The 23,723-nt window shown below is 46.6% G+C and carries 23 protein-coding genes; 11 read left to right on the top strand and 12 right to left on the bottom strand.

Features of this window, described 5'->3' with window-relative positions; all coding sequences use genetic code 11:
* Window positions 1-22: 22 nt before the first annotated feature.
* Window positions 23-1,186 carry a peptidoglycan DD-metalloendopeptidase family protein gene (locus tag MHM87_RS11890; protein WP_239259231.1) on the bottom strand — a complete coding sequence of 388 codons (1,164 nt, stop codon included), beginning with the start codon at window positions 1,184-1,186 and terminating at the stop codon, window positions 23-25.
* Between the two features lie 253 nt (window positions 1,187-1,439).
* On the opposite strand from MHM87_RS11890, the gene MHM87_RS11895 reads away from it, so the two are divergent.
* From MHM87_RS11895 to gpsA, 4 genes are all read left to right on the top strand, one after another.
* Entirely contained in the window at window positions 1,440-1,865 is a 426-nt protein-coding gene (locus tag MHM87_RS11895; RefSeq protein ID WP_239259233.1) for a rhodanese-like domain-containing protein, read from the top strand.
* Between the two features lie 12 nt (window positions 1,866-1,877).
* Window positions 1,878-2,138, top strand: a complete 261-nt coding sequence (gene grxC, locus MHM87_RS11900) for a glutaredoxin 3 (RefSeq protein WP_014948069.1) — start codon at window positions 1,878-1,880, stop codon at window positions 2,136-2,138.
* A gap of 62 nt (window positions 2,139-2,200) precedes the next feature.
* Window positions 2,201-2,710 carry a protein-export chaperone SecB gene (gene secB, locus MHM87_RS11905; protein WP_014948068.1) on the top strand — a complete coding sequence of 170 codons (510 nt, stop codon included), beginning with the start codon at window positions 2,201-2,203 and terminating at the stop codon, window positions 2,708-2,710.
* 10 nt (window positions 2,711-2,720) lie between these two features.
* Window positions 2,721-3,752: an NAD(P)H-dependent glycerol-3-phosphate dehydrogenase gene (gene gpsA / locus MHM87_RS11910; protein ID WP_049588317.1), complete on the top strand. Its 1,032-nt coding sequence runs from the start codon at window positions 2,721-2,723 to the stop codon at window positions 3,750-3,752.
* Between the two features lie 90 nt (window positions 3,753-3,842).
* Here gpsA and MHM87_RS11915 read toward each other — a convergent pair whose 3' ends face one another.
* From MHM87_RS11915 to MHM87_RS11950, 8 genes are all read right to left on the bottom strand, one after another.
* Entirely contained in the window at window positions 3,843-4,235 is a 393-nt protein-coding gene (locus tag MHM87_RS11915) for an NAD(FAD)-dependent dehydrogenase (protein ID WP_239259235.1), read from the bottom strand.
* A gap of 160 nt (window positions 4,236-4,395) precedes the next feature.
* On the bottom strand, window positions 4,396-5,805 hold the full coding sequence (locus MHM87_RS11920; protein ID WP_239259237.1) for a TolC family protein: 1,410 nt from the start codon (window positions 5,803-5,805) through the stop codon (window positions 4,396-4,398).
* 4 nt (window positions 5,806-5,809) lie between these two features.
* On the bottom strand, window positions 5,810-7,780 hold the full coding sequence (locus MHM87_RS11925; protein ID WP_239259239.1) for a MacB family efflux pump subunit: 1,971 nt from the start codon (window positions 7,778-7,780) through the stop codon (window positions 5,810-5,812).
* Between the two features lies 1 nt (window position 7,781).
* Window positions 7,782-8,960 (bottom strand): efflux RND transporter periplasmic adaptor subunit, encoded by a 1,179-nt coding sequence (locus MHM87_RS11930; RefSeq protein ID WP_239259241.1) that lies wholly within the window; start codon window positions 8,958-8,960, stop codon window positions 7,782-7,784.
* A gap of 171 nt (window positions 8,961-9,131) precedes the next feature.
* Window positions 9,132-9,596, bottom strand: a complete 465-nt coding sequence (gene trmL, locus MHM87_RS11935; RefSeq protein ID WP_202941782.1) for a tRNA (uridine(34)/cytosine(34)/5-carboxymethylaminomethyluridine(34)-2'-O)-methyltransferase TrmL — start codon at window positions 9,594-9,596, stop codon at window positions 9,132-9,134.
* Window positions 9,597-9,748: 152 nt separating this feature from the next.
* Window positions 9,749-10,726, bottom strand: a complete 978-nt coding sequence (locus MHM87_RS11940) for an alpha/beta fold hydrolase (protein ID WP_039231048.1) — start codon at window positions 10,724-10,726, stop codon at window positions 9,749-9,751.
* A 64-nt stretch (window positions 10,727-10,790) separates the two neighbouring features.
* Entirely contained in the window at window positions 10,791-12,152 is a 1,362-nt protein-coding gene (locus MHM87_RS11945) for an ATP-binding protein (RefSeq protein ID WP_239259243.1), read from the bottom strand.
* Complete coding sequence (locus MHM87_RS11950; protein WP_239259318.1) at window positions 12,152-12,865, bottom strand: response regulator transcription factor; 714 nt, start codon at window positions 12,863-12,865, stop codon at window positions 12,152-12,154. The genes MHM87_RS11945 and MHM87_RS11950 overlap by 1 nt, the downstream gene beginning before the upstream one ends.
* 256 nt (window positions 12,866-13,121) lie before the next feature.
* Here MHM87_RS11950 and MHM87_RS11955 point away from each other — a divergent pair, with 256 nt between their 5' ends.
* Entirely contained in the window at window positions 13,122-14,003 is an 882-nt protein-coding gene (locus MHM87_RS11955) for a Spy/CpxP family protein refolding chaperone (protein WP_239259245.1), read from the top strand.
* A 54-nt stretch (window positions 14,004-14,057) separates the two neighbouring features.
* On the opposite strand, the gene MHM87_RS11960 is transcribed toward MHM87_RS11955, so the two are convergent.
* Window positions 14,058-15,311 (bottom strand): flagellar assembly protein T N-terminal domain-containing protein, encoded by a 1,254-nt coding sequence (locus MHM87_RS11960; protein WP_202941778.1) that lies wholly within the window; start codon window positions 15,309-15,311, stop codon window positions 14,058-14,060.
* Between the two features lie 5 nt (window positions 15,312-15,316).
* Window positions 15,317-16,066 (bottom strand): flagellar basal body L-ring protein FlgH, encoded by a 750-nt coding sequence (locus tag MHM87_RS11965; RefSeq protein ID WP_014948056.1) that lies wholly within the window; start codon window positions 16,064-16,066, stop codon window positions 15,317-15,319.
* 161 nt (window positions 16,067-16,227) lie between these two features.
* On the opposite strand from MHM87_RS11965, the gene MHM87_RS11970 reads away from it, so the two are divergent.
* On the top strand, window positions 16,228-17,184 hold the full coding sequence (locus tag MHM87_RS11970) for a hypothetical protein (protein ID WP_239259247.1): 957 nt from the start codon (window positions 16,228-16,230) through the stop codon (window positions 17,182-17,184).
* Window positions 17,185-17,237: 53 nt separating this feature from the next.
* On the opposite strand, the gene MHM87_RS11975 is transcribed toward MHM87_RS11970, so the two are convergent.
* Entirely contained in the window at window positions 17,238-17,648 is a 411-nt protein-coding gene (locus MHM87_RS11975) for a methylglyoxal synthase (protein WP_014948054.1), read from the bottom strand.
* Window positions 17,649-18,261: 613 nt separating this feature from the next.
* On the opposite strand from MHM87_RS11975, the gene argC reads away from it, so the two are divergent.
* The 5 genes from argC to argH are packed head-to-tail and all read left to right on the top strand — an operon-like array spanning window position 18,262 to window position 23,710.
* Window positions 18,262-19,275, top strand: a complete 1,014-nt coding sequence (gene argC / locus MHM87_RS11980) for an N-acetyl-gamma-glutamyl-phosphate reductase (protein WP_069943627.1) — start codon at window positions 18,262-18,264, stop codon at window positions 19,273-19,275.
* Complete coding sequence (argB, locus tag MHM87_RS11985; protein ID WP_156077816.1) at window positions 19,272-20,117, top strand: acetylglutamate kinase; 846 nt, start codon at window positions 19,272-19,274, stop codon at window positions 20,115-20,117. The genes argC and argB overlap by 4 nt, the downstream gene beginning before the upstream one ends.
* Complete coding sequence (locus MHM87_RS11990) at window positions 20,114-21,025, top strand: ornithine carbamoyltransferase (RefSeq protein ID WP_168479569.1); 912 nt, start codon at window positions 20,114-20,116, stop codon at window positions 21,023-21,025. Before argB ends, MHM87_RS11990 begins: the two co-directional genes overlap by 4 nt.
* Before the next feature lie 37 nt (window positions 21,026-21,062).
* Window positions 21,063-22,274 (top strand): argininosuccinate synthase, encoded by a 1,212-nt coding sequence (locus tag MHM87_RS11995; protein WP_014948050.1) that lies wholly within the window; start codon window positions 21,063-21,065, stop codon window positions 22,272-22,274.
* A 53-nt stretch (window positions 22,275-22,327) separates the two neighbouring features.
* Entirely contained in the window at window positions 22,328-23,710 is a 1,383-nt protein-coding gene (gene argH / locus MHM87_RS12000; RefSeq protein ID WP_014948049.1) for an argininosuccinate lyase, read from the top strand.
* The last annotated feature ends 13 nt before the right edge of the window (window positions 23,711-23,723 follow it).

Raw genomic sequence — 23,723 nt, forward strand, 5'->3', positions numbered from 1 at the left:
TGAAAATCTAAAATTAACCTGCCTAGTCTAGCCAAGAGCTTGGATTTAGCGCCTTGCCTTTATGACGAATTTCAAAGTAAAGGTTAGGATATTCCTGACCACCACTTCTGCCCACAAGGGCTATGCGTTCACCTTGCCTTACATCATCGCCAGCTTGCTTGAGTAACGCTTGGTTGTGACCGTAAACACTCATATACCCTTCGCCATGATCGACAATAGCGACCAGACCAAATCCGCGCAGCCAATCGGCGTACAACACTTTTCCAGGTGCAATGCTGTTTACAGGGTCGCCTTCAGCACCATCTATCACAATGCCTTTCCAAGACACTTGACCTTGGCGGCGACTACCAAATAAGTTTCGTATTCTGCCTTTTACAGGCGCTGCCAGCTTACCTTTTAATTTGGCAAGTCCATCCATACTCACTTCGGCTTCACGGGCAGCTCGTTCTGCGGCAATCCGCGCCGCTTCAATAGCGTCTTTCAGCGCTTTTTCATCAGCTTGTAGCGACGCAATACGCTGGTTTTCAGAGGCTATGGTTTTGTTTATTTTCTTGAGCGTTGCTTTTCTATCATCCTGGCGGGTTATAAGTACTGCTCGCTGACCTTCTTGCTCATCTTTCAAAGCGGCAAGTGACAAGGCTTTTTCGCTAAGCTCTGCGTTAACTTCTCCAAGCCTAGTAACATTGCCCCTAAAGCTCTCAATCTCTTTTTGGCGCGCTTTTGCCATGTATTGATAATAAGTGATGACACGCTCGAAGGTTCGCGCGTCATCTTGGTAAAACAGCATTTTCGCGTAGTCGTAATGCCCCGCCATAAATGCACTTTTAAGCTGGCTCGATAAAAGTGACTGCTGTTTACGGATAGCCGTTTTAAGCCCTTCTTGTTCTTCTTCGAGCTTCGCTTGTTCTTGCTCAATATTTTTAAGTGACTGTCGGGTGCTGGATAGTGCTTTCGCCACTTTGGCGATTTCGAGTTCAGAGGCCTTCAGCACATTTTCTAATTCCTGTGCACTGGCTCTATTGTTCTCTAATACTTGCTGTCGAGCGCGCAGTTCGGCCTGTAACTCAGCTAATTTTTCTTTTTGACTATTCGCACCGCCTTCTTGTGCAATAGCACTACTTCCAATCGGCATAATTGCAAGGGCAACTATGCATCCAATGATTGAAAGAAATAATCGTACTGACATACGTGCGCCTAGAACCTTAACTTTTTCATTGATGACTTAATGTGTTTCATCGTTGCTGTTAACAACGTTTTCCAGTGTATCTGACGCTCCTCCATATGCCCAGTGCAATTTGTTCGTAATATCAATCATCTAAAGTATTTGGCGCAAACCCGCTATGACTGACATCAATCATACTGAAAGGTAAGCTGGTTTCTCGCCCATTTTTCTATATACTTTGCACTCTTTTCATGGTCTGTAGACAGGGTTAGAGGTAATGGATCAACTAATTGAATTTGCTAGCAACAACTTTATTCTTGCTGGTATTTGGATTGCGCTGATTGCCATGTTGATATTTAGCTATATCAGTGCATGGACATCTTCAGTAAAAGAATTAAGCACGCACGAAGCAACGGTTTTGATGAATAAAGACGATGCGATAGTGCTAGATACACGCCCTGCGAAAGAGTTTAAAGCTGGCCATATTTTGGGTGCCAGACAAATTAAACCTGAAGAGTTGCGTGAGAAAAACTTCAAGAAACTTGAAAACAGTAAAGACAAACCCATTATCGTAGTATGCGCTATGGGTAATCAGGCTCGTGGTACAGCAAATGCGATGCTTAAAGATGGCTTCGCGAATGTGAGTGTATTAAAAGGCGGAATGAACGCGTGGCAAAGTGCCAGCCTTCCCGTTTCTAAATAACAGGTAACCTTTATGAGCAAAGTAGAACTTTACACCAAGGGCCACTGCCCTTACTGCCACCGTGCAAAAGCATTGCTAACGCAAAAAGGTGTAGAATTTATTGAATACCCAATAGATGTTAAGCCTGAACTGCGCGACGAGATGATTGAACGCGCAAACGGCGGCTGGACTGTTCCGCAAATTTTCATTGACGATCAGCACGTTGGTGGCTGTGACGATATGATGGCTTTGGAAGCACAAAGCAAACTAAATCCAATGTTGGGTTTGGCGTAAAGCGTCAGCGCATACAGCAACGCACTACATTAAATTAAAACGACAATTAAATAGGAAATACCATGGCTGACGAAAATCAGACAAATAACGGCGAAGCAGCGGGCGCACAAGCGCAACAGAGTGCTCAGTTCAATATTCAGCGTATCTACACAAAAGACATTTCTTTTGAGTCTCCAAACGCGCCAGCTATTTTCACTAAAGAGTGGAAGCCTGAAATTAAACTAGACATCGACACTAGCACTAACAAGCTAGAAGAAAATGTATTTGAAGTTGTACTTTCAGTTACCGTTACGGCAACGCTTGGTGAAGAAACAGCATTCCTTTGTGAAGTGCAACAAGCAGGTATCTTCGCTATTGGCGAAATGCCAGACCAAAACAAAGCGCACACGCTGGGCTCGTTCTGCCCGAACATGCTTTTCCCATATGCGCGTGAAACCATTTCTAACTTGGTTAACCGTGGAACATTCCCTCCACTTAACCTAGCGCCTGTAAACTTCGACGCTATCTTTGCAGCTTACGTGCAAAAACGTGCACAGCAAGCGCAGGGCGAAGCGCCAAAAATGGACGCCTAATTAGGTGAACATGAAAGGCGTGGACATGAAGTCGCATTCGGTTTCAGAGTCTGTTTCAGTATTAGGGGCGGGGTCTTACGGCACCGCCCTTGCTTTTTGTCTTGCCAGAAATGGCAACCCCACACTGCTTTGGGGCCGTGATGAAAAGCACATTGCCGAAATGAAAGCGAACCGTGAGAATGCTCGTTATCTTCCAGGCGCAACATTTCCAGATGCCCTAGTGGTAAATGCCAACTTAGAAGAAGTGGTAGCCGCCAGCCAAGATATTTTAGTGGTTGTACCTAGCCATGCATTTGCGGCTATGCTTCAAAGCTTAAAGCCATTGCTTAAACCGCATCAACGCATTATTTGGGCGACCAAAGGACTTGAGCCAAAAACCGGCCGTCTGCTTCGCGATGTGGCAGAGGAAATACTGGGTACCGACTATCCCCTAGCCGTGTTGTCAGGCCCTACTTTTGCTAAAGAAATGGTAGCAGGCTTACCTACTGCAATTTCGCTGTCTTCCACTGACGATACGCTGAGTGACGAATTTGCAGCAAAGCTGCATTGCGCAAAGTCGTTCAGAGTATACAAAAACTCAGACTTTACTGGCGTGCAGCTTGGTGGTGCGGTTAAAAACGTTATCGCTATAGGCGCGGGCTTAGCCGATGGCCTTGGCTTTGGTGCAAACGCGCGAACGGCGCTGATCACCCGAGGTTTAGCAGAGCTTACCCGTTTGGGCGTGAAGCTGGGTGCAAATCCAGAAACCTTTATGGGTATGGCGGGTCTTGGCGATTTAGTTTTGACTTGCACCGACAATCAATCGCGCAATCGTCGCTTTGGGCTGGCTTTGGGTCAAGGCAAGAGTGTTGATGTTGCTATTGACGAAATCGGACAAGTGGTTGAGGGATATCGCAACACTGAAGAAGTGCACATTTTATCTAAGAAAGTAGGCGTAGAAATGCCTATTTGTGAACAAATTTATGCTGTGCTTTATCACGGAAAATCTCCTAAAGAGGCGGCCTTAGCTCTGCTTGGTCGAGATCTCAAAAAAGAAGCCTAATGAATACTTGATGGTTTTTGCTTAGTAGCAAAAACCATCAGCCTCTTAACGCCCCACTATTCCTATCTTTTCCAGCTTGTTAACCTGAATTTAGCGGCCTTCTCTTACCACGATCACTTTAGTGTTGTCGTGATATCCAGTGTGACTGCGCTTGTGGTGCTTCACTTTTTTCACCTTTTTGTAGGGTGAATCGACAACCACATAGCGATTCCCATGCTTGCGATAGTAATGATTATTAGCAACGTAATAACGATGATTGTCGATAACCTCTACCCTATGCGCACCTGGCAAGACGTTAACGTACAGGCCAATTTCAGGAACGCTTATGGCTACGTCCATGATCGGACGAGCAGGTTGCGCAATAATAGTGACCCTTTCATTCGCCCCTCTATTCGAGTGAGAATGATGACCTGAATGGGCGCTTGCTTGCCCTGCAATCATTAAGCAAACGCCGGTGATAATACTCAGGGTAATACGTTTCATAATGCTTCTCCAAAATCATTCGTGCATGTTCACAGGCTATATTAATGAGTGAAGCTGAACGAAACCTGACTCAGACAGGCTTTATACCAATCCTTACAAAACGCACAAAAAAGCCCTGTTCACAGGGCTTTCGTATTGCTGCTTGAGAAAATCTAAAAAGCTATGGCGAAGTGATGTCGGCGCCTGCGCTTTCTCTGTAGGTGGCAATGACAGAAGAGAGTACGGCTTGATAGCTACTGATCACAGATTGCCTAGCCGAGAAAAAGCTACGTTGAGCATTAAGCAAATTCAGAAAGTCAGTGTCACCGGCTTTGTAGCGAATATCCGCAAGACGATAAAGCTGCTGATTGTTCTCGAGCGCGGCTAACGCGTAGCGGTAGTTTTGTTGATTGAATACCAAGTTAGTTTGGCTATTTAACAACGCTTCTATCGCGCTAAGCACCGTCTGCTGATACTGTAAAATCGCCAAATCAACATCCGTTTTTGCCGCCTTCTCTGCAGCTTCTAACCGTCCCCCGTCGAACAGGGTTGCTGCTGAGCTTACTGCTGCACCTAAGGTCCACCCTTGCGCTAAATCTAAAAGATCACTCACACCAATATCTGCACTTAAGCTCATGCCTGGAAGACCTGCCACTGACGCTTCGTAAAACGCTAAATCAGCCTGCTTAAATTGCGCTATAGCTAACTGAACATCTGGACGCTGCTTCAATACCTCAGCGCTTAATATAGGTGCCACTTCGGGCAGTGAAAAATCGGTTAGCGAAAGGGAAAGCAGCGCTTTTTGTTCAGGCGTATTAAATTGCATAGATTCATTACCTAACAATACCGCTAATGCCCGCTCATTAAGCGTTAAACTATTGCTCAGTCGCAGCACCTCCGACTGAGCACTGATCAAGGTATTGCGCTGCTGGGAAACCTCAATACCTGAGGTATCCCCCTCTTCAAAGCGAATTTGAACTAGGTTTAGCAGCGCTTCGCTAATCTCTACGTTTTGCATCGCAATAGACAGCCGCGACTGCAGTGAAATCTGCTCAAGCAGGGTATTTATAAATAACGCCTGAGTGTCTAACAGCGCATCGGTAAACTGATACTGTGCAGTATCGATACCTAACTGACGACTGCGCTGCTGAGCATCTCGTGTACCCCATATGTCCGCATCATAACTCAACCCCAGTCCACCTGAGGTAGAGTGGCTTGAACGGCCACTATCTAGGTCTCTTCCACTGCGTCCAGATGTCCTCGCCGTTATAGTCGGAACGTCACCTGCGTTAACTTGTGCTAACAGAAATTGCGCTCGTTTCACCCTCTGCTCGGCTTGATTAAGGGTTAAATTTTGGCTTTCAAGCGACTTCATAACGGGCGCAAGTTCAGCCACCTCGAACACCTTCCACCATGATGTTGTTATTTGACTAGTCGCGTCCACAGACTTCGCTTTTTGTAGCGCCTGCGTGTCAGTTTCGGGCAACGTTGTAGAAGGTGAATAAGCGCAGCTTGCGGTCAGCACGATACAAGAGAACGCGCACAGTAATGAACGAGCGGCAAGAGACACAGAAAAACGAAAAGAATGCATGGCGTTACTCCTCTGCCAACGCGTCAATAGGATTAAGCTTTGATGCTTTTTGAGCAGGGGCGTAACCAAAAATGAGCCCTACAGCGAGAGATGTGACAAAAGCCAAAACGGGCGGCATTAGCGTGTAGGCGACAGGCACACTGAATGAAGCAACGATAAGGACAACAAAATAGCCCAGAAGAATGCCGAATATACCACCCAAGATACACACTACCCATGCCTCGATATTGAACTGGCGCAAGATATCGCGAGGTTTTGCGCCTGTGGCGATGCGTAGTCCAATCTCCCTCTTACGCTCAGATACGTTGACCAGCATGATATTCATTACACCGATACCGCCAACAAACAAAGATATGGCAGCAACAGATGCCAAGAGCCAAGTTAACGTGTCTTGCGTTTCCGTGACCGCCTCTACCAGTGACTCTGTGGTACGCACCATCACGTCTTCTTGTCCGTGACGTTCTACCAACAGTGCCAGCACATCGTCTTTTACCTGAGTGGCTACTTCGGTACTTTCTGCCTTTATGGTAATGCTGCTTAAGTAATCCCGACCAAATACCTTTAAGCGGCCAGTTGTAACCGGAATGAGCACTTCGTCATCCATATCGTTACCACCTGCACTGGCGCCCTTAGAATGAAGTACACCTACGACCTGATAGAAGGCATTTTGCATCAAGATGTACTCGCCTACTGCCCGATATTTATCTTCAAACAGGGTCTCTGCTACCGTATCTCCAATTACCACCACAGGTGCATAATTTGTTACGTCTTCGTCGCTGAAAAACACGCCCTGCGCCATTTCCCAGTCTTTAGCATGAAAGTAGTCAGGTGTCGTGCCTGTAATACGTCCTGAAAAATCATTTTCGCTGTATCGGATGGTTGCCCTTGCACTTCTTTCCGGCGCGACATAAGCCACACCCGGAACACTTTTCAATGCAGTGGCATCGGCTAACGTCAGCGATGCAATATCACCGGATGAGCGCATGTTTCGTCCACCTGGCCTAATCGAAATCAGGTTCGTGCCAATGGTTTCAATGCGCTCTAGTACCTGCTGTTTACCTCCCTCACCGATGGCCATCATGGTCACCACTGCCGCTACTCCAATAATAATTCCCAAGAGCGTGAGCAAGGTTCTAAACCAATTCATTCTAAGGGCGGTGAATGCCATAGATAGGGCTGAAAAAAGTGAGATACTTGGAAAAGGTTTAATTGCCGGTACTGATTTGGGCTCTTGAGAATGTGCGTGCTGCACTGAAGCCGCATTCTTTTCAACTGATTCACTTGTGCTAGGCGCAGCGGTTTTGGTATCTGTTACAATTTTCCCATCAAGCAAGTGTATTTGCCTGTCGGCATGTTCAGCAACTGCACTATCGTGGGTGATAAGAATAATAGTCACCCCTTCTGCGTGTAGCTCGCGAAGCAATGCCAGTAACTGCTCTCCGCTGGCCGAGTCAAGCGCCCCGGTGGGCTCGTCGGCTAATATTACTTCTGCACCATTAATTAAGGCTCGCGCTACCGAGACACGCTGTTGTTGGCCACCTGAAAGCTCTCCGGGTTTGTGCTCTTTTCTGCTTGAAAGGCCAAGTTTATCAAGCAGCTGTTGCGCTTTTTGAGTACGCTCTTCGCTAGACGTACCGCTGTATATTGCTGGCAGTGCCACGTTTTCAGTCGCATTTAGCGACGACAGTAGCTGATAGCGTTGGAAAACAAACCCGAACGTTTTCAAGCGAAGGGCAGAGAGTTGATCGGGGTTTAGCGAGGATACTGACTGTCCGTGGATACGGTACACCCCTTCTGAAGGGGTGTCTAAACATCCTAGGATATTCATCAAGGTCGACTTTCCTGACCCGGATTGCCCCATAATGGCGACAAATTCTCCCTTATCGATTGATAAGGAAACGTTATCCAATGCGGTGACTTCAAACCCTTCTGTTTTGTAGCGACGTGATACGCCATTAAGCTGTATTAACGACATATTAAAATCCGTCACGGCGGCGCGGTGGGCCTGATGGCGGCTGTCCACCCGGCACTCTGCGCATGCCCGCGGCCGGCATTGCGGTGCCGTCTGCTAGACCCACAACCACTTCATCACCTTCTGATAGGCCTTCTATAATTTGAATATGGGTTCTATTTTTTATGCCTACTTTTACTGGCGTGCGAACCACCTCATCGCCCTGTTTAAGCATCACGAATTGATTGCGAGCTCGTCCTTTTACTGCCGCTAACGGCACAGAAAGCGCGCCTTTCACCTGCTCCTGCACAAAGAACACTTGGGTAGTCATGGCGTCCATTAACGTGCGATCAGGATTCTCAACATCGATTAGCACTTGGTATAGCACTACGTCATTAAGTACTGTGGGTGTTGGTAGCACTTGACGAACGGTAGAGTGGTAGAAGGTTTTGTTATCGCCCAAGGTAGAGAAATAGACTGGCATGCCGCGCTTTATTTTCTGCACATCGGCTTCAGACACTTCTGCGCGTAGGGTCATTACTGATAAATCGGAAATTTGAAGCAACACGGGGGCGTTTTGATTGGCATTCAGGGTTTGCCCCTCACGCACCGGTAAGGTGGCTACAGTCCCGGATATTGGCGCAAATATCTTTGCAAACCCGAGCTTAGTAATATCCCCTTCCAGCGAGGCTTCGTCGGCTTTAATCTGTGCGATGCTCGCCGTGATCTTGGTATCGATAACTTTAAGGTTTGTATCGCTGCTTACGACTACATCTTGGCTGACTGCATTTTGCTTAAACAAATTTTGATTGCGTTGCGCTCTCACTTCGGCGAGTTCTCGCTCTGCCCGCAGCTGAGCCAGCTGTGCTTTTTTGCTGTCCAGCGCCGCTTGAGAGTTCTGTACTTGTGTTTCAAATACACGGGCATCGATCTCTACCAGCAAATCGCCTTCTTTAACAATACCCCCCTCTTCTACGTGAATATTGTCTACCTGACCTGAAACCTGCGCACCTACCTCTACGTAGCGCTTGGGCTCAAGCTGACCTGTAGACACCAAATTTAATTCGATGTCTCGTATCTTTGCACCTTGAAAGAGATATTCGGTATTTGTCTGAGGTGAGTATAGCCATGCATAAACAGCATAAGCGGGCACAAACACAATAATTGCAATGAGCAGTACTTTAATGGGTAGAGGGAGTTTCAAAGCATTCGATCCATAAAAAAAACTGAATGCAATATAGCGAATGTAAAGATTCGCCACGATAGACAATCTTTACATTTACGCTATCTTTACAGACCTTTTCTAAGCTAGATAAGCTTCTGAATTATGTAGTTAAAAGAGTTTTTAGAAATACAGGATGTAGGAAGGTAAATGCTATCGCGCGCCTTCATAACCAAACTGACGCCAGCTTTCATACACAAATACCGATACTGCATTAGACAAGTTCATACTACGACTGTCTGGCAACATAGGGATGCGAACACGCTGCTCTGGGGGAAGCGATTGAATATAGTCGTCTGGTAAACCTCGGGTTTCCGGTCCGAAAATTAACGCATCGCCTTTTTGATAAGACACATCGCTGTGAAATGCTTTGCCTTTCGTTGTGCAAGCGAATACCCGTTTTGGCTTAGCATCATTCAGGTAAGCGTCTAAACTGGCGTGGCGCTTTACGTGAGCAAATTCGTGATAATCTAAACCTGCGCGTCGAACGCGTTTATCGTCCCATTCAAAACCCAAGGGCTCGATTAAGTGCAACGTAAAGCCACTGTTTGCGCATAAGCGGATGATGTTTCCCGTATTTGGCGGGATCTCTGGCTGATAGAGTACGATATCGAGCATGCTTTTTTAAATTACCTTCACAGTTAACAACTCGTTTATTTTATACCGAAACGCCATTCTTCATCACCCTTGCACACACTTTTATTACCTGCGAAATAGAAAGCGCTGCTCTTAAGTATGATTACCTAACTAAATGTTAGCTTTGGCTGCACTTATGTAGACGAGTCTTCTGTCAAAAAGTCGAGAATACGCGCCACAGAGCGCTCGCGAATGTCGTCAGACTCGGTGAATAGCTCATGGTAAGCGCGGGGCACTATTTCAAGTTTTGCATTTGGCATAAGCTGAGCCACACGGCGCTGACGGTTATTATCAATAATCGCGTCATCGTCTGCACTTAATACAAGCGAAGGCGTTGTAATAGCGCGTGCGCTACTTTCAATTTTGTTCATAGCCTGATGCGCCGCTGCCAACCACTCTGTAGTTACGCCACCAAGCTGAATATCCTGTTCTTCGTCATACAGCTCACGAAACAGGGCATAGCGGGTTTTGCTGTGGGTGAGCTTATTAAGTGAAAAAGGAAACGCGATATACGGGGTTTGACCAAAAAAGTACCCCGCATCTTTCTTTTTCATCCTGTTTACCGCAAGGCCTGTGCGAATTAAGCCATTCGCCAACCAATTGGGCAGAGCCGGTTTAATGCCAAACATGGGGGAAGCTAAAACGGCTTTTGAAAACAAATTCGGAAGACGCAGCAGCGTGAGTGCACCAATGGCGCCTCCCATCGAATGGCATACCAGCTGTAACGGGCCTTGCTGCAGTGGCTTTACAATAGTTTCTACGAACATAACGAAGTCATCAACGTAGTCGTCAAAATCGGCAACATAACCATGCTGAGGGTCACGGGTCATCCTGTCTGACAAACCTTGGCCTCTGTGATCTAAGATGAATACGGCGAAACCATTTTGATAGAGATCGTAAATGAATTCTTTGTACTTTAAATAAGATTCGATTCGACCAGAGCATATTACAATGGTAGCTCGCGGCGATTCTGGGATACAGTGCGCAAAGCGTACCTTGATATTGTCTTTCCCAGAGAAGTGGCCCTGAGTAACACTGTTTTGCCAGAAGGGATTGATATACGTGGCAAAAGTGCTGGCTAAGTTATTTTCAGACGTGAACGTCCAGTTCATAAATACCCTATTACAGTCAAATTGCGCTCTTTGTTAGGCTACGGAGTGCTATCAACGTTCCCAATCATAACTTGGGAAATGACATAGTAACTCGTAGCCCACCGCGCTCAGCAGGTTCAGCGATTATGCGTCCATGATGCAACTCAACTGCCGCTTTTGCAATGGATAAGCCCAAGCCTACGCCTCCTGACTCGCGCTCTCTGGCAAGAGTTGCCCTGTAAAACGGTGAAAATATACGCTCACATTCCTCAATGGTTAACCCGTCGCCGTCATCTGTAATGTGAATACACCAATGCTGCGTATCTTCGCTAAACGCAATATGCGTGACGAGTTTGCTATGGCGTATGGCATTGCGAAGAACATTCTCGACAGCGCGACAAAACATCATGCTGTCAATGACTACCGTCTTTTTGGGTATATCGTCAATTTTTAACTGCTTGTTTTTGTTTGCCACTTCAAAGTTAGCGTCGGTAAGCACATCGTTGAGTACTAAAGACAAAGCGTGTTTTTGCATGTTGGCTTCGCCAGCTTCAGCACGACTAAGAGTAAGTAATTGGCTTACCAGCGCTTCCATACGATCAGCCTCCCGCTCAACACGAGATAACGTGGCAGGGTCTACATTTTGCTGATGAGCAAGACCTAGCGCCATTTGCAGTCGCGCTAGGGGTGAACGAAGTTCGTGAGAGACATCGGCCAATAATCGCTTCTGTGCGCCCCACATTGATTCGAGCTGTTCAGCCATTTTATTGAAATCGCGCGCCAACTGGCCTAACTCATCCTGACGCTTGGCAGCCTTGCCCACCCGCGTTTGCCAGTCGCCGCTTGCTAAACGTTTTGCTGAACCCTGAATGTGCAAAATAGGGTTGGTCAGCGTTTTGGCGAATAGCCAGCTCAAAAGCGTGGTAGTAATAAGTGCAATCGCCAAAAACAGCAGAACCGGAGGGGTTTGCTTCTCTGGCATATCAAGCTTTACCGCAAAAAGCGCGAAGCGTGAATTATCTCGCTCGAAGAAAACCGGGCCGAGAATTTTGAATGCGCCGCGCTTTACTGCAATCGGAGAAGTTTGATTGACTAGACGTAGCAAATCTTCTTTATCATTGTCGCGAAGAGGAGGGCCGCCCCCTGAGACAAGACGGTTGTCGCGAATATCGACAGCCACCAGCCTACCTCTTATACCACGTGAATTGCGATCAAGTGCTTCATGTAACGGTACACTTTGAAAGCGCTCGCGCTGCATTCGTTCAATAGCCTGGTTTAAATCTTCCACTTCGCGGGGCTTGATTTGCACAACTTGAAGGTCTTCAAAAAAGAGGCGACTTCCCCAAATGGCCAAAAGCGATGTAACAATGAACGTTGCCCAAAACCAAAGAAATAATCGGCCCATGATGGCCCTTGTTGGGCTGATGCTGCGTAACAGTTTTACCATTAATGGTTTCCAACAATTAACATATACCCTACTCCGCGAATGGTTTTGATTTTTTCATCAACGGCTACCGCACTGATTTTCTTTCGCAAGTTACTAACATGCATATCAATGCTTCTGTCGAAAGCTTGCAGAGGCTTACCAAGTATCTTTAAACTTATTTCTTCTTTCGTTACTCGCTGAGCCGCGTTAAGCATTAATAGGCGCAAAATTAAGAACTCGGTTGTGGTTAGCGTTAATTCCACATCGTCCACTTTAGCGAGCTGGCTACTTGGGCTTAAAAAGATGCCATTCACAAATAAATCTTGTTCCACCGCTCCTCCCGTTGAGGAAAGATTATGACGACGCACAATCGCTTTTATTCGCGCCACTAGCTCACGGTGGTTAAACGGTTTCGGTAAATAATCATCGGCGCCCATTTCCAGACCTAAAATGCGGTCGTAATCATCGCCTCTTGCTGTCAACATAAGTACAGGCGTGCTATGGCTGACACGAAGTTTTTTCAACACATCGAAGCCATCCATTTTAGGCATCATCACATCCAGCAAAATAAGGTCGTAATGACGGCCAGATACAGCTTCAGATAACCCTTCTTCGCCGTCGTTACGCACTTGCACTTGATAACCCATACTCGACAGGTACGTGGAGAGCATTTCAGTTAGCTCAAGGTCATCATCAATAACAAGGATAGACTGCAAATGAAAATCTGAACTCATGGTATTAAACTCTTTAACGGTTGGAACTGCTGACCTTTGATTCATGAAAGTGCCTGTAATTTTTATAAACTTCAACCTGCGCTTGTGGTGAGTCTTGTCTAAATTAAACGAAAAACACTGACAAACGCATACTATATCTTTTCAGACCTTTACAATTACAAAACGGCATCACCTTTACAGAAGCTTTACAGTGTGTTGACTGCTTTTTGTATTTATCACGCTAGGATTAACGTGTCCGAACAAAAAGGAGACGACAATGAAAAAGTTATTAATTGCTAGTGCAACTGTAGCGGCGATTAGCTTAGGTGGACTTGCGTTGGCTCAGCCAGCAGGCCCTGGTATGCGTCACCACGAACCGGTTAAAGAAATTGTTAAACACCTTCGCGGTTTAAGCTTAAGCGACGCACAACGCGAAGAGATAAAAACACTCATAAGCGCATTTAAAGACGCTAACCCTCGACCTGAAAATCACGATAGTGAGAAGCTAAGTTTCGATTTTGAAACTGCTTCTGAGGCACAAATCAGCACCTTTATACAAACTCAACTTGAAGAGCGTGAGTCGAAACACTTTGCGCTTGCGCAACTACGCCACAATATTTTTAACGTACTAAGTGAAGAGCAGCAAGCGAAAGTCTTGGCACGCGAAGAAAGTAGAGATCAAAAAAGAGCGGCGAGAGGCGATAAGCGACGCAACGCGTCTGACGAGCAAAAGTCACAATTTGCAAAACGTATGGATGATGAAGGCAAAGGCAAAAAATTCCGTGCTCACGGTAAAGGTGAAAGAGGCGACAGAGATCACCAGCGGGATGGCACGCCGTTTAAAGGCATTGACCTGACCGATGATCAGCTGGCAAATCTTGCTGAACTTCGTGAATCATTCAAGGATACATCCAAAGCCAATAGAGAAACGTTGCGAAGCTTCAAGGAAGCCCAGCGCGATATGATTAGAAGCTCGTCTTTCTCACAAGACTCTTGGAACGCTCTTGTTGCCCAGTACAAAGACGACCTTGTCAGTGCTGGTGTTGAAAAGGCCAAACAGCGCCAGGCCATGTTTGCAGTACTAACGCCTGAACAGCAAGCTGAGTTAAAAGCGCAGCACGAAGAAGGTCGAAAGCTACGTGACTTACTGCGTTCTTAGTATTCAGTAACACCCTAACCCACCGTAAAAAGTGCTGGCCTTGGCCAGCCTTTTTTATGGCTGGCTTCCAACCTGCTGACTTTCTTTTAAACTACGTTTCGCCGAGAGAGTTAACGGCGTGACAAAGTCACCAATATGTACGCTATCACTACCTGACTCCGCTTTAAGCAAGCTGACGTCATCAGAAACTTCGTACACCTGCAAAGTCAAAGTCTTCGTTGAAAACAGTCCCGGCTTTCTTGATAAGCCCAACGCAGGCAGCGCCCGTTGCTTAACCAATGAAAACTCATCGCCCACGGCTAACCCACTATTTTTACCCAGATCTATAGCAATGTAGTCAGGCGAGATATCAATGACCTGCGCATAAGTCGTTTCGCACTGAAGTGCCGCGTGAATGTCAGTAATAGCAGCGTGTACCGTATTGAGGACCATGCGCCCAAAATCACTGCGCCACAACAAGCTGTTGCTCATATCCACCGAATAATGTTGAGAAAAGGGCCAATCGGCCTCGCTGTGATAGCTATCATTAAAAATCACCTTGGCTTTGAAAGTGTCGAGCACGTAAACCTGAACGGTAAAATTCCGGCGAAGCGCGACACCATCAGTTTCAAATACCGAGGTAGCCTGCGACACCTGTTCGAAAAGAGAAATGTCCTTTACAAACCCGAATACCACGAACTGCTGCCCATATTCACTTCGCAGAAAAGTCGACATAGCCGTTAAATCAATGTCTGACAGACTGGAGGTTAACCAGGTGTTAGCGTTAATAAGAGAAACAGGAATCTGGCTTACATCTCCACTTTGATAAAGACCGTTGAGTTGCTGAGCAAATCGTTGAGACACGTGGCTGCCAAATGAATAGAGCATGCCAGTCGCGGCCTGTTGAGGCGATGTTAAAGGAAATTCGGTCACTAAAATGCGATGGGCAAGTCCGTTGTTAGTGCAATTGAACAGAGGCGTAATGTTTACATTCACCACCACTGTAAGCGCGTCATCTTTGAGTGTTTCGCTTATGATCTCTACTCTTTGAACTCTGCCCTGAGAACGAATTTCGGCTTTGCTGGAAAGGAGTAGCCCGTCTACCGTGATATCCTGCGCGGAAATGGTACTGCCACTGCGAAAAGCCGCATCAGCAATAGCATTTTGTATGGCGCTGGTTCTCACGTCGCTAAGTTCTGCGCCAGCGAGTGCCATCGTAGCTTCACCCTGTACCCATTGAGCCCATGCGTGCTGAGTAACCAAAGAAGGAAGTAGTACCAGCACAGCAGTAAGACTGATGCGTAAGCTTGGCAAAATAGTGCCTTTCATAGCGCTTATCCAAATATTGAAAACAGCTTGCCAATCACTGTTCGCTGCTGATTATCTTGCAGCTCACCCGTACCGCTATACTCAATTAATGCGTTGCCGACTTTTGAAGACAATACGGTATTACTTTCATCCACATCTTTTTTTCTGACCTCTCCTGAAAAGCGAATGTATTCTTTTCCTCTGTTCATCGTTATCCACTTTTCACCCGTTACCAGTAAATTCCCTGCCGGCGTTATTCCCGTAACATACACGGTAATGCTGCCACTCATCGAATTTGACTGCTTAGTTTTAGCAGAGCTGGCGAACTCACTGTCCTGTTCGTGCTCCACCTCAACGTCATCTTCGTCAATTCGAATTCCCCCCACTTTTAGTGTGACGGGAGACAAATCAAAGGATGTGTTTTTATCTGTATTAAAATCGAGCGACTTCTCCGACTGCGTCTGTTCTTCAAGCTTAACTAGAATCATGTCGCCCACTTTGAAGCTTGCGTGGCGTTCATAAAGCCCTACAGAGTGCTCAGGATTAAATAGCGACCCCGTGGGTACATGCAAGGTCGACGTTGGCTCCATCCTAGGGGGTGAGTAACGGGGATCGCCAGGCGACGGCTCTTCCTCAACAGGCTTTACAGCTCGTTGCGACACATTTGGGTTGGTAGGGCTACTTTGAACAACCTGTTCTTCGTCAGTGAGTGTTTGGGCACAACCACCAAGTGTAAAGATTGCGATTAGTGTGTGTATATGGCATCGAACTTTCATGACATTGCTCAGTATTAGTTTTTATGCAGTGTGTAAATTAAGTGCCATCCATGACCTAACAGGAGCAAGTGTAAACGAACAAATTAAAAGAAATCTCGTTCACTTGACTTATTTGCAAAACCTTTACAAATCAAATATATGCCTGCGGGTAAGGGGATGTTATGGCCTTAGAAAACACAACAACTAACACTGCTGAAAATGGCGTCAGCGCACTACTTTCAAAATTTGGTTTACATACTGCTGACATTGAAAATAAATCGGCAAATTCAACAGAAGTAGCCAATGAAGCGGCAACCAGCGGCCAGTCTTTGCCGTCTTTGTTCGCATCGTTACTCGCAATAGAGAATCAACCGAATGAAGCTGATGCAATCGACAGCAAAATATCAGGCGAAGCTAATCTCTCAACACAATCTAATATACTTACCGGCACAGCCAGCGATGTTCAAGGCGCATTATCTTTGCTTTCTGGTACGAGTAGCGTCAATGGGGTTTTATCAGATGATGCAATTGCCACCATGCAAGGCACGCTGTTAAATGCATTGCAAAACAATGTATTTCAATCGCTAGCTACCAACAATGAAACGCCCGTAAATGCTACTACTAGCGTTCTGGGAAATGGTGATAGCAACACGGCCACCAATAATCAAAGTGATACTACTCCAACACTCTTCGATAATTTGTATTCCGGCGCTTTCGGAGACGATGGGCTTGATCTTAAAGACGGATTTGATGCGTTAAACATTGCAAATCACCTACCCATAGTTTCGGATATTTATGAAGCAACCACATCAAATCACACGGCCGCGGCAGCAAGCTTGGCGGGAAGTTTTTTATATGGCGGAATTGGCGGCTTAATGTATAACGCTATCGATTTGACCGTAGAGAATGTGACAGGTCAAAGTATTTCAAACAATATGTGGTCGATGGGGCAGTCTTTACTCGCGTCAGTTTTTAGCAATCCAAGCATCGACAGTAAGGTAAGTGCTAACATTTCAGGTGCGCCACAAACGCAGGCGAGTGATGCCACCGCATCTATTCAGACTGATGATATAACCGCCGGAATAACCAACAAGGCAGCAGATGCTGCCTACCAGTTCGTTCAACGAAGTTTCAATTAACCTAAAGACCAGCTTCTGCCCACCAAACTACAAGGCCGTTGACTTAACCAATCTTAAAAATTCGGTTTAACTGGCTTGTAGTCGGGTGACAGAAAAAGCGGCGACGTTATTACTAGGTCAGCTGTGGCGGGTGTGCAGGCAACTGGTACATTCCATACCGAACACAGTCGTAGCAGCGCTTTAACGTCTGGGTCGTGAGGCGCTGGGTTTAGCGGATCCCAGAAAAAGAAAAGTGCATCTAGCTTGTTCTCAGCGATGAGTGCTCCTATTTGCTGGTCGCCCCCAAGCGGGCCACTTTTGTAGCGCGTAACTTCTAGTCCCGTTTCATTGGCAATTAAACCGCCTGTTGTGCCTGTTCCCACTAAATTACACTGTTTGAGCACATCAATGTGCTGCTTAACCCAAGCAAGTAGCTCAGGCTTTTTATGATCGTGCGCAACAAGCGCCAAGGTAAGTTTGCCCATTTTATTTTCCGAGTTAATCCTAACAACCAATACTCACGGCCACTGTCGACATACGGTAACAATTTACCAGCTTTGCATGGTTAGACACTGTAACTAGTCATATCACGCATTAATGATGAACGACGTGCATTACTGGTAAACATTTCCACTCAACCATATCGTACAGTGAGTATAAATATTCAGTTCTATTGCGTAACTTGTCAACTTACTGTCACAACTATAAATATATTATTAGTTATATTTTTTGTGGCGTAGTTGCTGCAACCACCCAGCAAAATATTTATACATTTTTATTGCATAAACATTCAGATTAGATACACTAGTCGACGGTTAAAGCATCCAACTCATAATTTTGAGTTGCGACTTGATAGGAATTGATGATGACACAACCAACTCGCGTTGTTGGTTCAACCACTGGCAACGATAAAGAGTTTACCTCTCCCCTGGCTGGCTACACGATGCATAGCGTACGACGATGCGTGCGCCTTTCTATGCTTTTGCGGTAGCACACTTTTTACCTTTGTAATGTGGTAGCGGTTAGGCAAGGATTTACGCCCAACCAGTTTACAAAGGTAAAAAGTGTTTTTTTTCTCCTTTTATTGAATTTTTAATTATGTACAGCGTTTCGATTATTGGTGCCAGTGGTTACACAGGGGCACAACTTGTTCAGTTAGTTATTCAGCACCCTAAACTTGCATTAGCGGGGACTTACGTATCTGAGAATAGTAGCGATGCGAGTAAAAATATTGCAGAGCTTCACGGCAACTTGGCTCACGTTAATGCCACACTGACGCCTATTTCGGATGCGGCATTAAAAGAAATGGCTGACGGTGTCGATTTTATCTTTCTTGCCACTCCTCACGAGGCGAGCCACGACTGGATGCCTGTCCTATCTTCGGGCAGCGCCAAAGTGCTCGATTTGTCGGGTGCATTCAGGCTAAAAGACACGAATGTCTTCGAACAGTTCTACGGCTTTCCACATACGCAAGAGCAAAGCTTGGCTCAAGCTGTTTACGGCCTTGCCGAGTGGCACGAAGCGCAAATTGCCTCTGCCGACGTTATCGCTGTGCCGGGTTGCTATCCCACTGCGAGCCTTAGTGCACTTAAACCTCTTGCTCACAACAATTTACTAGATGAAAGCGTACGCCCTGTAATTAACGCTGTTTCCGGCGTATCGGGTGCAGGCAGGAAAGCCAGCCTAACCACAAGCTTTTTTGAAGTTAGCCTGCAGGCATATGGCGTGCTAGGTCACCGCCATACCCCTGAAATTGAAGCTTACTTGGGTACCCCCGTTATCTTTACGCCGCACTTAGGTAATTTTAAAAGAGGAATTTTGGCGACCGTAACCGTTAAGGTTAAAGCTGGTACCACCAGCGCACAACTTGAACAAGCGTACACTGACGCCTATGCTGATAAACCCATTGTGCGTTTGCGCAAGAGTTTTCCAAAAATTGATGACGTTGCTCATACCCCATTTGTTGATCTGCATTGGAAGTTAGATGAAGCATCTGGATACGCAGTGATTACCGCTGCAATCGACAACGTAATGAAAGGTGCTGCCTCTCAGGCAATACAGTGCCTTAACATAATGACGAAACAACCAGTAGAGACAGGGTTAGTACTATGAGTGTTTCACCAATTGTAATTAAAGTTGGCGGTGCATTACTCGACGACACCGCCGCAATGACACGTTTATTTCTAAGCGTAAAAGACGTGCAGGCCACACGCCCCGTTGTAGTGGTTCACGGAGGCGGACCATTAGTGGAAACGCTAATGGCGAGTCTTGGTCTTCAAAGCACAAAAATAGATGGCCTTCGGGTTACGCCCGATGAACATATGCCTTATATCTGCGGAGCGCTTGCAGGCTCTGCCAATAAGCAACTATGCGCAGCGGCTTTGGCTTCAGGCTTAACCCCTGTTGGTTTATCGTTGTTAGACGGTAATATGGTGGTGTGTGAGCCTCTAGCTGACCAGTATGGTGCCGTGGGCGTGCCGTCGACAGCAGACGCATCATTTCTAAAAAGCGTATTAGCCCAGTCAACACTACCGGTTATCAGTTCTATTGGTTCAAGCCCACAAGGCAGATTACTAAATGTAAACGCCGACCAAGCCGCAACGGTTATTGCCGAGCTTCTTAACGCTGAACTTTTACTCCTTTCCAATGTTGACGGTGTGCTTGATGGTGACAAATTGCTAATTAGCGAACTTAACGCTGCAAGCATATTGAAGTACGCAGATGAAGGCGTTATCACCGACGGGATGAAAGTAAAAGTGGATGCGGCACTCGCGTCTGCAGAGAATTTAGGCCGCGCAGTTTACATCGCGAGTTGGGCCGCCGACATCAACGACATTTTAAATAAGAAAACGGGCACGCAAATACTGCCCTCAGCACTGACAAATACACCGTCAAAAAACGCTGATTTACCCCACACAGACTTTACGAAAGGCAATGCCGGAGAAGTACAATGAAACAGGATCTACTAACCTTTGCAGACTGGACACCCGACGCAATGAAAAACTTGCTGCAATTGGCTGTAGAAATTAAACAAGCCCCAGCAAGTTACAGCAACGTGCTAGCGGGGAAGTCAATTGTTGCCCTGTTTGAAAAGCCGTCTTTGCGAACCCGCGTTAGCTTCGATATTGGTATTAACAAGCTTGGCGGTCACATGGTGTATTTAGATGTGCAGTCGGGAAAATTAGCCGGCCGTGAAGACGCAGTAGACACCGCCGCTAACCTTGCATGTTGGGCTGACGCCATAGTCGCTCGTGTATTTTCTCACGAGACGCTGGAAACCTTTTCTAAGGCAGCAAATGTGCCGGTTATCAACGCATTGTGTGATAAATATCATCCATGCCAAGGCCTTGCCGACTACCTCACAATGTTTGAACGCTTCGGCAAAACCGAAGGTCTTACCATGGCCTATGTAGGCGACGGCAACAATGTAACCCATTCTCTGTTAATTGTTGGGGCGCTTCTAGGTTGCAACCAAGTTGTAGTCACGCCAGAGGGGCACGAAGCGGCACCTGAAATTGTGGCGCAAGCCAAAGCGATTGCCGAGAAAACGGGTGTATCGATTGTTGAAAGCACCGACCTTAGTGCCGCTAACGGTGCAGACGTTATCTATGCAGATACATGGCTTTCAATGGGTGACGAGACGCCACTTGAAGTGATCAAAGAAAAGTTCATGCCTTATCAGGTAAACGAAGCGTTGATGGAAGCAACCGGTGCTAGCTACGTTATGCACTGCCAACCTGCCCATCGCGATTTAGAAATTACGGGCTCGTTGATTGATAGCGATAAATCGCTATTAATGCAGCAAGCCGAAAATAGAATGCATGGCCAAAACGCCATTCTTACTCAATTACTTAACGCTTAAAAAGACGCCTACAAAGACGCTTAGAAGGATTATTTAGATGCAAAACGTTAAAAAAATCGTGCTGGCCTATTCAGGCGGGCTTGATACATCAGCCATCATTCCATGGCTTAAAGAAAACTATGGCTGTGAAGTTGTCGCGTTTGCAGCAGATGTGGGTCAAGGTGATGAAGAACTAGAAGGTCTTCATGAAAAAGCTATCGCATCTGGCGCAAGCGAATGCCACATTGTTGATTTGAAAGAAGAGTTCGTAAGCGAATATATCTTCCCAACTATCACTACCGGTGCGGTTTACGAAGGTGAATATCTACTGGGTACGTCAATGGCACGTCCGGTTATCGCCAAAGCGCAAGTTGAGATTGCGCGCAAAGTAGGTGCCGACGCACTATGCCACGGCTGTACGGGTAAAGGTAACGACCAGGTCCGCTTTGAAAGTACCTTTGCTGCTCTAGCCCCAGACCTTACGGTAATAGCGCCATGGCGTGAGTGGGACATGGTAAGCCGTGAAGATCTATTGGCTTATCTAGCTGAGCGCAATATTCCAACCACGGCGTCAGCAACAAAAATTTACAGCCGCGATGCAAACGCATGGCACATTTCACACGAAGGCGGCGAGCTTGAAGATCCATGGCAAGAGCCTACCAAGCAAGTGTGGACCATGACCGTTGATCCTGAAGATGCACCTGATACTCCAGAGCGCGTAACCCTGTCTTTTGACGAAGGTAAACTGACTCATGTTGATGGTGAGGCACTCTCGCCGTATCAAGCGCTAGTTAAACTTAATACTGTTGCTGCGGCGCATGGTGTTGGACGTATCGACATTGTTGAGAACCGCCTTGTAGGTATGAAGTCACGCGGCTGTTATGAAACCCCAGGAGGCACCGTACTGCTTAAAGCGTATAAAGCCCTAGAAACTATGGTGCTAGATAAAGCTGCGCTTAAATACCGTGAGCAGATTGGTCTTGAGTTCTCACACGTGATGTACGACGGCCGTTGGTTCACTGCCCTTAACGATGCACTGCTTGCTGGTGCTGCGTCTTTTGCGAAGAAAGTAACAGGCGATATCGTGGTTAAGCTATACAAAGGTCAAGCTACGGTTACCCAGCGTCAATCGCCGAACAGCCTTTACTCTGAAGACTTTGCCACCTTTGGTGCTGACGATGTTTACGACCAGAAGCACGCTGAAGGCTTTATCCGCCTGTTCAGCCTTTCAAGTCGTATCGAAGCATTGAAAAAACAAGGTGAACAGTAAGCTTTACCTACAAAAGTAAAGCTTAAGTCAGAACAGCATTTAAGGAGCATCACATGGCGTTGTGGGGTGGCCGGTTTGAATCCGGTGCAAGTAGTATGTTTAAACAGGTTAACGACTCGCTGCCGTTTGACCAAGTTATGGCAAGCCAAGATATTCAAGGCTCTATCAGTTGGTCGCGTGCGCTGCAAAAAGCAGGCGTATTGACCGTTGATGAACAAGCCCAGCTTGAGTCTGCATTGAGCGAGTTAAAAGCGAAAGCTGATGCAGGTGAATTAGACTTTAACGCATCTAGCGAAGAAGACATTCACAGCTTTGTTGAAGCAGCGCTTATAGAGAAGCTTGGTGACATTGGTCGTAAGCTTCATACCGGGCGTAGCCGAAACGATCAGGTTGCCACCGACTTTCGCTTGTGGGTACGTGAACATATTGCCTCACTTCGCGCTGATGTTTTAGGTGTAATAAAGTCGCTTCTTAATGCCGCTAGCCGTCATCAAGAAGCGATAATCCCAGGTTACACCCACTTACAGCGTGCACAGCCTATTCACTTTGCACACTGGTGCTTGGCTTACGTTGAAATGCTAAAGCGTGACTTAAGCCGTTTAGACGACTTGAAAGTACGCATGAATCAGTGCCCTTTAGGTTCAGGCGCATTGGCAGGTACTACTTTCCCTGTAGACCGTCACGCCATTGCTGAAGAACTGGGTTTTGATTCTCCATGCCTTAACAGCCTAGACGCAGTGTCTGACAGAGACTTTGTGCTAGAGCTTTTATTTGTAGCCAGCACTAGCATGATGCACTTGTCACGTCTTGCCGAAGACATGATTTTCTATAACTCTGGCGAAGCAGGATTCTTACAGCTTGGCGATAGTGTAACCTCTGGTTCATCGCTTATGCCGCAGAAGAAAAACCCTGATGCGCTTGAATTAATGCGCGGCAAATGTGGCCGTGTGTTTGGCTCATTGCAGGCCCTGCTAGTTACCATGAAAGGCCTTCCTCTTGCCTACAACAAAGACATGCAAGAAGACAAAGAAGGCGCTATCGATACGGTTAATCAGTGGCATATTTGTTTATGTATTGCCAGCGAAGTGCTTGATTCACTACAGCTAAACGAAGAGCGCTGTCGCGTTGCAGCAACCCAAGGGTTCTCTAACGCCACTGAGCTTGCCGATTATCTGGTAGGTAAAGGTGTGCCGTTTAGAACAGGCCACGATATTGCAGGACGCGTTGTGCTTCAAGCCATCGACAAAGGCTGTGCCATTGAAGATTTACCACTCAGCGACATGCAGGCTATTTGCGACAAAATTGAAGACGACGTATACCCGGTACTACAGCTAGAGTACGGCGTGAATCAACGCAATATCTTGGGCGGCACCAGCAAAGAAACCGTGACGAAAGCACTGTATCAAGAGCTGGAAGACTTGGATAAGCAAGGGTAGCGACAAGGAACTG

Origin of the sequence: Alteromonas sp. Cnat3-28 (assembly GCF_022348265.1) — a bacterium.
Taxonomy (GTDB): domain Bacteria; phylum Pseudomonadota; class Gammaproteobacteria; order Enterobacterales; family Alteromonadaceae; genus Alteromonas; species Alteromonas macleodii.